Source organism: Paenibacillus sp. CR_12 (genome assembly GCF_041953985.1).
GTDB lineage: Bacteria > Bacillota > Bacilli > Paenibacillales > Paenibacillaceae > Paenibacillus_AQ > Paenibacillus_AQ lautus_A.
Window position 1 is genome coordinate 604,924 of the sequence record NZ_JAVFHO010000004.1, and the last position, 11,763, is coordinate 616,686.

An 11,763-nucleotide genomic window follows, 5' to 3' on the forward strand; every position below is an offset into this window, starting at 1 on the left:
AGAGTACCCCTTTTGAAAATATGTAAATAGGAGCCCTTTTCACCATGGAAAGGGCTCCTTGTTATTTCATCCTATTCTAACTGGCGATATCCCGCTGCTCTTTAGTGTCGCTGTCTTCGCTTTGACCGCTTCGCAGCGTTATCCGAACCTCTGCTTCATCCGGCGGAATATCGATAAACCAATCGTTCTCGCCTTCCCGGTCCTCCCATTCATTCAGCCTGACGATACAGCCGATCCGATCGGTTCCGGAAGCCGCGTAGAAGACTGCCCGTGCCCTGCCGCTGTCCGTGCGGGAGAATGGAATGCTGCCATCCTGCACGCCCGTTCCCCATACCCATACGTTCCATCCCTCGTATGCTTGGTCGCGTCTCTCATATTCGATCTCGACGGCCGTCAGCCCCTGTTTCATATGGGCCAGATCCTCATATAACACCATCAGCGACAGACCTGGAATGACTGCCTTCCCTTGATCCAGCGTCTGGATCGTATCTATCCCCGCCTGACGATCATTCACCACGATGTTCCAGCGGTAAGGGGTAGGCGGCAGATCCACCGGCATTTCATGTTCATTGCCGTTAACGATGACGACGATTTGGCCCCAGCTGCCTTGTTCGGCTGGCTTCGTAAGGCGGTAAGCAATGATCCGATCGCTGCTTCGCAGCACTTCCATATGGCCTTCGATCTCTTCTCTTGATGCCATCCGGAACGCCGGATGGGCTTTTCGCAGGGCGATAAGACCTCTGTAATAATCAAACACCGGTTTGAAGCGTCGCTTATTGGACCAGCGAATGGCATTGATGGCGTCCCCGCTGCGGTAGCTGTTATGATCGCCGTATTTCGTGCGTAGCAGCTCATCGCCCGCATGCAGCAGCGGAATCCCCTGGGAGAGCAGCACGATGCCGTTAGCCAGCAAGCTCCGGCTCACGGCCGCAGCCGACATCACATCTTCATCGGGTATGCCGGCATAGGGTGTGGACGCAGCGGTTGCCTGCCATACATCTCCTTCGTTAACCAGCTTCCCATCCGTCAAACGGAGAAGCCCTGCCTGCTCTTCCATGCCTTGCGTCACTAAAATTTTGTCCCACAGATTCAAATTGTCGTGCACGGTGACATAATTCACCGTTTCCTCCGGGTGGAGCGCAAAATCATGGATCGAGCCCATCATTCCTTCAACGACGGCCCCTTCGTACCATGGCTCGCCCGTAGCAAACCCTCGGCCGCGCCCGTCATTGTCCCCCTTGATGGCATGCCGGAAATGATCATTAAATACGGCAAAGCCTTGGCCCTTCTGGCTTCCCTTGACGGTTTGCTCCGTTAACGGGCTCATTCCTCCCGTCCATGGCTCACCATAGAACAAGAGAGAACGGTCGACCTCTCGGCGCAGCTCGCTTACGATCTCTTTCATCGTCGTTGTATCGATCAGAGCCATCAGATCGAACCGAAATCCGTCGATATGATATTCCTGGGCCCAGTATTTTAACGAATCCTTGATGTATTTGCGCACCATCGGCTTCTCCGTGGCCAGCTCGTTCCCTACGCCCGAACCGTTCGATAGATTCCCGTATCCGTCCTTGCGATAGAAGTACCCCGGCGCCAATCGTTCGAACGGGCCGTCGTCCACCGTATACGTATGGTTATAAACCACATCCATGACGACGCGAATTCCCCTTGCATGAAGGGCCAAAACCATCTCTTTCAGCTCCCGGATGCGCACGATCGGATCCATGGGATCTGTTGCATACGAACCTTCAGGCACATTGTAATTCTGCGGATCGTAGCCCCAATTATACTCGCGGTTTAAACGCCCGCTTGCATATCCGTCCAGCTCATTGACCGTCCGGAAATCAAATACCGGCAGCAGATGCACATGGGTCACGCCCAATTCCTCAAGATGATCCAGACCAAGGGCGTTTCCTTCGGAGTCTCGCAGACCGCCCTCCGTAAATGCCTTGTATTTTCCTCTATATTTCATTCCCGAATCCGTGTGGATCGAGAAATCGCGTACATGCAGCTCATAGAGCACCGAATCCGTAGGCTTTAGCAGGTTCGGTCTAACATCCTGCTCCCACCCCGGCGGATTGCTCTTCGCCAGGTCGACCACCGCGCCGCGGCAGCCATTCGCGGACACAGCGGTTGCATAAGGGTCAACGGCATAACAGACGCCTCCCTCCGCAGACTCGATTCGGTACATATAATAAGTTCCATGGAGATCACGGTTTACCTGAGCCGACCATACGCCTTCCTCATTCCGGACCATCGCATACAGCGTACCGCCCTCGTGATCCGTCACAAGACCCTGCTCGTTATACTCTCCCGGACCCTCATATAAAGCCAGCTTTACATTAACCGCATCCGGAGCCCATACCTGAAAGGCCGTTCCCTCTCTTCGGTAGGTCGCTCCCAGCTTAACGCTTGTGCAGCTCTTGATCATGTCCATACTCATCGTCACCGTCACTTATAGTAGATTTACTTCCTAGTATGGGCGCCTGAATCATAAGACAGACCTCTAGCACATGAATTTAGAACGCTTTCATATATCATGGTATGCCAAAAGCCCTGAATTGGTTTGGGTTCCAAGCCAATTCACTATATATTTAGGCTATTATACTAGCAAATATGCCCGGTGTCTTTCTTTTGACAAAAAAAACATCTGTCCGCTATGGACAGATGTTGTCAATGTGATGCTATCGTGGAAAAAGATTGGTAGAGTCCCCAGAAACAAACGTAATACGACTGCAGGGATCGATCAAGTTGGACGTTGTCTTCCTTCTTACTCGGCTGCAGCCTCAATGGATTCCACCAGAGCCACTACTTCCTCTGCGGTACCCATTTCAAGCGCTTTGGCTGCAAGTGCCTGCATATCGCTGCGGGACAGCTTCCCGATCTGGCTGCGAGCCGGCAGAATGGAGGTCGCGCTCATGCTGAACTCATCCAGCCCCAGACCGAGCAGAATCGGAATAGCAGTCGCGTCGCCGGCCATTTCGCCGCACATGCCTACCCAGCGGCCTTCGCGATGGGCGGCATCGATGACCATTTTAACCAGTCGCAGAATCGCCGGATTGTATGGCTGGTACAGATACGCCACCCGTTCATTCATGCGGTCGGCGGCCATCGTGTATTGAATCAGGTCATTGGTTCCGATGCTGAAGAAATCCACCTCTTTGGCAAATTGATCGGCAAGCACGGCGGTAGATGGAATCTCCACCATGATGCCCAGCTGGATTTCTTCGGAAACCGAAATGCCTTCGCTTATAAGCTTAGCCTTTTCTTCCTCCAGAAGCGCTTTGGCTTCGCGGAACTCGCCCAGTGTCGCTATCATGGGAAACATGATACGCAGGTTGCCGTGGACGCTTGCACGCAGCAGCGCCCGAAGCTGTGTTCTGAAAATATCCTGGCGGTCCAGGCACAATCTGACGGCACGGAATCCGAGGAACGGATTCATTTCCTTGGGAAGATCCAGATACGGCAGCTCCTTATCCCCGCCGATATCAAGCGTGCGAACAACAACCGGCTTGCCTTCCATTTTCTCCAGAACCGATTTGTAAGCGACATACTGGATCTCTTCGGAAGGAAGTTTGTCTCTGCCCATGTACAGGAATTCCGTACGGTACAATCCTACGGCTTCTCCGCCGTTCTCCAACACGCCGGCCACATCATTCGGCGTCCCGATGTTGGCAGCCAGCTCCACATGGATTCCGTCCTTGGAAACCGTCGGTTCGGAGCGCAGCTTCTTCCACTCCTCCACCTGCTTGGCATAGGCGTCTTGCTTCGCACGGTATTGTTCTACGATGGCTTCCGTAGGATTAACGATGACATCCCCTTCCAATCCGTCAACGATGATCATATCCCCGTTTTTGACCGCAGAGAGCACGTTCTTCGTCCCGACGACAGCCGGAATTTCAAGGGAACGGGCCATGATGGCGGAGTGCGAGGTACGTCCGCCGATATTCGTCGTGAAGCCCTTAACGTAGTTCCGGTTCAACTGCGCCGTATCCGACGGAGTCAAATCCTCTGCAACCACGATCACTTCTTCGCTGATCTCCGAAGGGCTGACATAATTCAAGCCGAGCAGATGCTTCAGGATGCGTTTGGTGACGTCGCGCATATCCGCTGCTCGCTCCTGCAAGTAGGCGCTCTTCATGTTCTCGAACATTTGAATGAACTGGGTTGCCGTTTCGTTCAGCGCATATTCCGCGTTAACCGATTCGGAAGCGATTTTCGCCTTGACCGGTTCAATCAATTCGGGATCATTCAGGATGAGAAGATGAGATTCGAAAATCTCAGCCTTCTTCTCCCCGAGTTCCTGAAGCGTGCGGGCTTTGATCGCTTCCAGCTCAGCCTGTGACTGGGCCAGCGCCGCATCCAGCTTCGCGAGCTCCGCATCCGTGTCCGTGACTTGCTTCTCCGTGACGGAATAATCGGGATGCTCCAGCGTAAAAGCACGTGCTATCGCAATACCTGCCGAAGCCGCGATACCTTTCAAATTATTCATGAAGCTCGCCTAGCCCTTCGTTCACCATCACTTCTTGCAATGCTGTCAGCGCCTCGCTTTCATTGCCGCCTTCCGTGATCAGTGTCAATGTGTCGCCTTGCTCCAATCCGAGGGACAGAACGCCGAGAATCGACTTCAGCGTTACTTTTTTGCCGTTAGCTTCGGCAAAAGAGTTGGTATCCTGGAATTTGTTAGCCGTATTCACCAATGCGGTTGCCGGGCGTGCGTGAATTCCATCTTCGTCAATAATTCTGAATGTTTGTTGCATGTTCATCATCCTACTTTCGTATATTTTAATTTTTAGAATCCTGGAAACCATCGCGAGGTTAAGGTTTCAATAGGGTAATGATCCCTTCCTCGCCGCTTTTTACTTCACCGGTCTTGTTCAGCTTCACGGAAGCTCCCTCCGGCAGATTCGAGAAGATAATAGGAGAAATGATCGATTTGGCATTCTCCTTCACATAATCCAGATCCACTTGCATGATCGGTTGACCGGTGGAGACCAGGTCCCCCTCTTGCACCAGGACTTCAAATCCTTGCCCTTTCAGCTTAACGGTATTGACGCCGATATGGACAAGCACTTCCTTGCCGCCATCCGACATAATGCCGACGGCATGCTTGCTGGGGAACACATTGAACACGGTGCCGTTAACGGGAGACACAATCGTTCCGTTATGAGGCACGATCGCAAATCCGTCCCCTGTCATCCGTTCGGCAAACACGGGGTCAGGCACATGGGAAATATCCATAAGCTCTCCATCGGCCGGGGATACGATTTCCTCCTTAACGAGCGTTTCCCCGTCCTGTCCGGCCTGCTGTTCCTCTTGAGCCGTCGGCATCGTCTCCAAGGCCTCTGCTTGAGGCGCAGTGGTCGGCGTGATTCCCGACATGATGTCTTGAATCTGCGATTTGATCGTATCGGAACGGGTTCCGAATATCGCCTGGATATTATTCCCCACCTCCAGCACGCCTGACGCACCCAACTGCTTCAGCCTTGCCTTATCGACATGTCCCTTGTCTTTTACCTCTACGCGAAGACGAGTGATGCATGCATCCAGATGCGCGATGTTAGGCTGGCCGCCCAGTGCAGTCAGGATATTAGACGGCAGATCATTTTTACTGCCAGCGACCGCTGCTCCAGAGCCTGATTCCGGCTCTGTCGTCGAAGCTTCCTCGCGCCCCGGCGTCCTCAGATTGAATTTCCGAATGACAAACCGGAAGCCGAAGTAATAGATTACAGCCATAATAGCACCCACGATGAGAACATTCCACCATGGCGTCCGGTTCGGAATGACACCGAAGATCATGTAGTCGATCAGGCCGCCGGAGAAGGTCATGCCGATTTTGGTGCCCAAAATATGCATGGTCATGAAGGACAGGCCGGCAAACAACGCATGCACGGCGAACAGGATCGGTGCGACGAACAGGAACGAGAACTCAAGCGGTTCCGTGATCCCGGTCAAGAAGGAAGTCAGCGCCGCAGACCCCATGATGCCGGCCACGAACTTTTTGTTCTCCGGTCTTGCCTCATGATAGATGGCAAGCGCTGCCGCAGGGAGACCGAACATCATGAACGGATACTTACCCGTCATGAATGTGCCTGCCGTAAACTCGACGCCGTCCCGAAGCTGGGCCATGAATATGTTCTGGTCCCCTCGAACCAATTGTCCTGCCTGGTTCAGGTATTCCCCGAATTCAAACCAGAACGGGGAATAGAAAATGTGGTGCAGTCCGAACGGAATCAATCCGCGTTCCACGACGCCGAACACAAAAGCGGACAGCGTCAGGTTTTGTTCCAGCATGAAATGCGACGCCGTGTTAAGCGCCGACTGGATCGGCGGCCATATAAACACCATCAACAGACCAAGCAAAACGGACGTTGCGGCCGTCATAATCGGAACAAAACGTTTTCCTGCAAAAAAGCCCAGATAGGACGGAAGCTCGATTTTGAAAAACCGTCGGTACATGCTGGCTGCCAATATACCGACGATGATTCCGCCGAATACCCCGGTAGCCAACGTCGGAATGCCAAGCACGCTGGCATATTCGTAATTCGTGCCGACCATGGCCGGCGTCACGCCGATCACGCTGCCCATGGTGACGTTCATGACAAGGTAACCGATGATCGCGGCCAGACCCGCAACGCCCTCACCTCCGGCCAAACCGACCGCAACCCCCACTGCAAACAGCAAGGATAGGTTCGTGAATACGATTTGTCCCGCATTCATCATGACCGTGGCAGCCGCTTGAACCCAGGCCGCATCCAGCCAAGGTGCATATTGCAGGAAATCGGGGTTGACCAGCATATTTCCAAGACCGAGCAATAGTCCGGCCGCCGGCAATATGGCCACTGGCAGCATCAGAGCTTTACCGACCCTTTGCAGTACGCCAAAAAGCCGCTTAAACATGAAAATTCTCACCCTCTGTCTCTAGTTGTTATCACAAGCTGTAGGTAGATCATCATAAAGCCATCAAATCAAAAAAGGCATGAGCAACCACAGGTAAATGGATGACTAATCTCATGGATTAGATTACCCAAAAATGGGTAATAACAACCAAATTCCTGCAATACTCATGCCTGATCGAATCAGTTACACGTTGGATTTGAAGTTTTATGGTTCATAACTGTTCGTATTGTAACACCGTTCATTTATCGTTGCAACCACATGGTAAGGGACTTAATAAAATCTTCACATTTGCCCGCCCTGCTCTTTACGCTGGACCAACCGTTCCAGATGTATGGTCAAATAACCGGCCTCAGCGGGATAGATGGGTTTCTTCAGCCGCTGCTCCATCATTTTGGTCAGCTTCCATGCCAGGGAATAGGTCTCGGGATATTCACGCTTCAAAAGGCCGTCAAGCGAACTCGTCTCGTTCACCGCTTCCCCCCGCCGAACCCGTTCCAAGGCAAACCGGAGGTGCGTCAGCAATCGGGAATAATCCAGCGTATCCTTCGGGATGGCGTACTCCAGCTGCTGCTCGACGGTATGTACCAAGTCGGCGATCAGCTCCGAATGCTTGCGGACCTCGGAGATATGCTGGTTCGTAAGGGCACCGTGAAAATGAAGGGCAATGAATCCGATTTCTTCTTGGCCCAAGTCAACCCCGAGCTTCTCCCGAATGGTACGGACGGCATATTCGGCCATCTCGTACTCTTCAGGGTACATCTCTTTGGTTTCGTATAAAAAAGGATTGTGGATATAAAGACCTTGGGCATGGCGTTTAATGGCAAATGCGATATGATCCGTCAAGGCAATGTGGATATGCTCATTCAGAGGAGCGTCGCTGGACTTGGCGGCATTCAGAATAATATCATTCATCGCCTCAATCAGCTTCTCGTCGATGTGAGGCACCAGCTGCTTATACTGCTCCTGCTCCTCCGGTTTGGTCAAAATGAACATCTTCTCGGCAGCGGCGGCAGGGATACGGTCTTTATTCTTCCGGTTAAAGCCGATGCCCTTGCCGATAACAACAACCTCGCCATGTTGAGGATGCTTCGCTATGATTACATTATTGTTCAACACTTTAGCCACTTGTAAGCTGCTCACGTTCGCACCTCTTTTTGATTCATACGCGTATACTCGGATATCTTATCAGAAATATAAGAGCGCGGCAAAATCATTTGTGGTTGCCAAAGTCTTCAAGGTGCCGTACCGCTGCCTGCCACCATGTATTCCGGCCCCTGCTTGCGGCTTGATCTACTCTTCCTTAGCGGCACTTGTCTCTACAGGGACCGGTACAAGTTCCTGCTCGATGGACACCGGCTTTTGAGCCGTGGCGGATTTTTTCGTTGTTAATCCTTTAATGAGATCCTCCACGTCAATCCCGGACACACTCTTCAGCATCTCAGGCGCCGTGGACATCAGCTCGGTCACATAATTGCTCACGCGAGCCGCTCCTTCGCCCTTCCCAGTATCCACAACGGTCAGCTTGTCGATGGACGAGATCGGCTGAGCAATCTTGCCGGCAAGCTCAGGCAGCATTTTCACGATGATATCGAGCACAGCAGCCTCGCCGAACTTCTGGAACGCTTCGGCCAGCTTCTCTTTGGCATCGGCTTCGGCAATACCGCGCAGGCGGATGACTTCGGCTTCCGCCGTACCTTTCGCGCGCTCGGCATCCGCAACCGCCATACCGTCTAGGCGCTTCTGCTCGGCAGACGCTTTGGCCTGCGTTTCGATGGAGTATTGCACAGCATCCGCTTCGCGCATCTTCCGGGCCTTATCCGCTTCGGCAGCCTGCTCAACCGCATAGCGATCCGCTTCGGCTTTTTTCTTCACGTCCGCGTCATACTGCTTCTCGCGAACCATGATTTCTTTCTCCTGCAGGTCGATTTCGCGTTCCTTGCGAACGAGCTCAACCTTCATCTGCTCCTCAACCACCGTTTGTCTGGCTCGGGCTTCCTGAATATGATAAGCTTGGTCCGCTTCGGCCTTTGCCGTATCCTGCTCCTTCTTAAAGGACGCGACCTTCAGCTCCCTTTCCTTCTCGGCTTCCGCGATATTGGTATCGCGTACGACCTCGGCCTTCTGTCCTTCTTCTTCGGCGCGTGCCTTCTGAATCCGCGCATCCCGCATCGCTTCGGCTTCGGCAATCTCCGCATCCCGCTTGACCGTAGCGATCCGCGGTTTACCAAGCGCTTCCAGATATCCGTGTTTATCGCGAACGTCCTTAATGGTAAAGGAAACGATCTGCAGACCCATCTTCTTCAGGTCTCTTGCTGCGACCCCCTGAACTTCCTGCGCGAACTTGTCGCGGTTACGATATACTTCCTCTACTGTCATGGAACCGAGAATGGCACGAAGATGGCCTTCCAGCACCTCCTGGGCTTCACCCTTCAGCGCTTCAATGGGCTTGCCCATGAATTGCTCGGCTGCGGTCGCCACATCTTCGATCGAGCTTCCCACTTTAATGATGGCCACCCCGTCCGCCATAACCGGCACGCCTTGCTCCGTGTACACTTCAGGCGTCATGACATCCAGTTTATGAGATAAGAGCGATACGAATTCGGAGCGCTGAAACACGGGGAGTATAAAAGCGCCGCCGCCGCGAACGATTTTGATTTTGCGGCCGGATTCGTCCTCCGACAAATTTTTGCTTCCCAAAAAAGAACCGGTGACAATCATCGCTTCATCCGGGCTCACCGTTTTGTAGCGGGCCCAGAACGCAAGTCCTAACACGACAATGACGCCTACAACAATCGACGGAATTACTAAGTACTCTGGCATTGAATCAATCCTCTCCTTTTCGTTCTTCCAGTTCGGACACCCTCAGGACGCCATCAACAATGTCGACAACCACCACGCGGACACCTGCCGGAAGCGTTTGACGATCAAAGCTTGAGGCAATGTGCATCGTGTTGCCTGCCCCGACCTTGACCATCACTTCCCCGAATCCTTCAGCAGGTAGCGGCACCGTGACTACGCCGATCCTGCCCGCAAGCTCCTTGATGGAAAAGCCCGTCGAGTTCTCGCTGTTCTCCATCGGTTTCACGTACCCGAAGTAGACGAGAATCGAAATGACGATGGCCGCCAAGACAGATAGCGTTACATGGGCACCTGCCGCCAATTCCGTGTATTTCGTCAGCATGATTCCGGTCCCGCCGAATACGGTGATTCCCCCGGCGATCACAACCGGATTGAAAAAATCCACTGACAAAAAGTCCAACAATCCGTCAAGCGCCGAGCTAAGTATGTCGCCTAGCACCACGGTTACGATGGCGAAGATCACGCCCCCGATCAGACAGCCCCAATATAACGCTTCCATGTTGATTGCCCCCTCTGGAATTCCTTACTGTGTATAACAAGTAATACGGCAAAATGTTTGCTAAAGTTTCAATTATTTGCCTCAAACGTATGAAAATCTCTTCATAATCTATATTCGACGCCCCAGCAAAAAAGCCTGCACGGCTTGAACCGGCAGGCTTTAAAACCATTTTTATTCCTTGTCAGCTAACGACAGGACAACCCCTATAACGACATCCGATAGATTTCAACGACGTCCTCGCGCTGCAGCTTGCGGAAGTTGCCAAAAGGACCGAAGCGCATCGCTTTATCGGCCATGGACCCGATCTCGCGGTCGTCGATATCGTAATCTCCCAGCGTGCTCGGCGCACCGATGGAAGTCCAGAAGCGGCGGAGCGCCTCGATTCCTTCCAGTCCGGCCGCTTCATCGCTTTTCCCGGCAGCATCAACACCGAATACATTCACGGCAAGCGACTTGAAGCGCTGAGGATCCGCGTTCAGATTATATTTCATCCAGTTCGGGAACAGGATTGCCAGGCCGCCGCCGTGCGGAATGTCGTATACGGCAGACACCGCGTGCTCGATGTTATGGGTTCCCCAGTCGCCGGCCATTCCCATGTTGATCATGCCGTTCAGCGCCATCGTACCGCAGTACATGATCGTCTCGCGGTGCTCATAGTTCTCCAGGTCCTCAACCAGCTTCGGCGCCGTATCGATAACGGTTCGAAGAATCGTTTCGCAGAAACCGTCCTGCACCGGCGTATTGGTATCCTGATGGAAGTAGTGCTCCAGTACGTGGGACATGATATCCACGATACCGTACACCGTTTGATCCCGGGGAAGGGAGAAGGTATGCACAGGGTCCAGGATCGAAAAGGCGGGATAAGCATGCGGGCTGCCCCAGCCCATCTTCTCTTGGGTCACTTCATTGGTGATGACGGAGCCGCCGTTCATCTCCGATCCCGTTGCGGCCATCGTAAGCACCGTTCCAAGCGGCAGACCCGCTTGCGGTACGGCTTTGCGCTCTACGAAATCCCACATATCTCCGTCATACTTGGCCCCTACGGCAATCGCTTTGGAGCAGTCGAGGACGCTTCCGCCGCCAACGGCCAAAATAAGGTCGATGTGATGCTCCCGGCACAACTCCACTCCTTTATGTACCGTTGACAGGCGCGGGTTCGGTTCCACCCCGGCAAGCTCCGTCACCACCGCATTCGCTTCTTTCAGCAAGGCGATGACCTGATCGTAAAGGCCGCTGCGCTTGATGCTGCCGCCGCCGTACACCAGCAAAACGTTCCGGCCGTATTTGGCCACTTCACCGCTTAAAGCACTCAGCTTGCCCTTGCCAAAAATCAACTGAGTCGGATTATGAAAGACAAAAGGTCTCATGTCACATTACCTCCATCGCATCTGGTTTGCATCTAATTCATTCATGCGTGCTTTTTCATTCTATACCATTCCCATTAAGCAAAACAAACAGCCGTCCTTCTTTCGGAAGATCGGCTGTTTGAATGATGATCCTAGTTA

At 53.1% G+C, this 11,763-nt stretch carries 8 protein-coding genes; all 8 read right to left on the bottom strand.

All coding sequences use genetic code 11. The features are described from left to right. Positions 1 to 76: 76 nt before the first annotated feature. Positions 77 to 2,437, bottom strand: a complete 2,361-nt coding sequence (gene pulA / locus RB297_RS18415; RefSeq protein WP_375121121.1) for a type I pullulanase — start codon at positions 2,435 to 2,437, stop codon at positions 77 to 79. 333 nt (positions 2,438 to 2,770) lie between these two features. Further along, the gene (gene ptsP, locus RB297_RS18420) at positions 2,771 to 4,492 is read right to left on the bottom strand and encodes a phosphoenolpyruvate--protein phosphotransferase (RefSeq protein WP_096772963.1); all 1,722 of its coding nucleotides are present in this window, start codon (positions 4,490 to 4,492) and stop codon (positions 2,771 to 2,773) included. Then, positions 4,485 to 4,760: an HPr family phosphocarrier protein gene (locus tag RB297_RS18425; protein ID WP_009591829.1), complete on the bottom strand. Its 276-nt coding sequence runs from the start codon at positions 4,758 to 4,760 to the stop codon at positions 4,485 to 4,487. The genes ptsP and RB297_RS18425 overlap by 8 nt, the downstream gene beginning before the upstream one ends. Before the next feature lie 58 nt (positions 4,761 to 4,818). Next, the gene (gene ptsG / locus RB297_RS18430) at positions 4,819 to 6,900 is read right to left on the bottom strand and encodes a glucose-specific PTS transporter subunit IIBC (protein WP_375121090.1); all 2,082 of its coding nucleotides are present in this window, start codon (positions 6,898 to 6,900) and stop codon (positions 4,819 to 4,821) included. Positions 6,901 to 7,182: 282 nt separating this feature from the next. Beyond that, positions 7,183 to 8,040, bottom strand: coding sequence for a glucose PTS transporter transcription antiterminator GlcT (gene glcT / locus RB297_RS18435; RefSeq protein WP_375121091.1), 858 nt, complete (start codon positions 8,038 to 8,040; stop codon positions 7,183 to 7,185). Between the two features lie 150 nt (positions 8,041 to 8,190). Next, positions 8,191 to 9,720 carry a flotillin lipid rafts scaffold protein FloT gene (locus RB297_RS18440; protein WP_009591831.1) on the bottom strand — a complete coding sequence of 510 codons (1,530 nt, stop codon included), beginning with the start codon at positions 9,718 to 9,720 and terminating at the stop codon, positions 8,191 to 8,193. A gap of 4 nt (positions 9,721 to 9,724) precedes the next feature. Next, positions 9,725 to 10,258 carry an NfeD family membrane protein gene (locus RB297_RS18445; RefSeq protein WP_015734081.1) on the bottom strand — a complete coding sequence of 178 codons (534 nt, stop codon included), beginning with the start codon at positions 10,256 to 10,258 and terminating at the stop codon, positions 9,725 to 9,727. Positions 10,259 to 10,461: 203 nt separating this feature from the next. Continuing rightward, positions 10,462 to 11,625 (bottom strand): iron-containing alcohol dehydrogenase, encoded by a 1,164-nt coding sequence (locus RB297_RS18450; RefSeq protein WP_096772960.1) that lies wholly within the window; start codon positions 11,623 to 11,625, stop codon positions 10,462 to 10,464. Positions 11,626 to 11,763 lie beyond the last annotated feature (138 nt).

Coding starts and splice junctions, on each gene's coding strand:
- RB297_RS18425 (WP_009591829.1), bottom strand. CDS start 4,760: ATGCAACAAACATTCAGAATTATTGACGAAGATGGAATTCACGCACGC.
- pulA (WP_375121121.1), bottom strand. CDS start 2,437: ATGGACATGATCAAGAGCTGCACAAGCGTTAAGCTGGGAGCGACCTAC.
- ptsG (WP_375121090.1), bottom strand. CDS start 6,900: ATGTTTAAGCGGCTTTTTGGCGTACTGCAAAGGGTCGGTAAAGCTCTG.
- RB297_RS18445 (WP_015734081.1), bottom strand. CDS start 10,258: ATGGAAGCGTTATATTGGGGCTGTCTGATCGGGGGCGTGATCTTCGCC.
- RB297_RS18450 (WP_096772960.1), bottom strand. CDS start 11,625: ATGAGACCTTTTGTCTTTCATAATCCGACTCAGTTGATTTTTGGCAAG.
- RB297_RS18440 (WP_009591831.1), bottom strand. CDS start 9,720: ATGCCAGAGTACTTAGTAATTCCGTCGATTGTTGTAGGCGTCATTGTC.
- ptsP (WP_096772963.1), bottom strand. CDS start 4,492: ATGAATAATTTGAAAGGTATCGCGGCTTCGGCAGGTATTGCGATAGCA.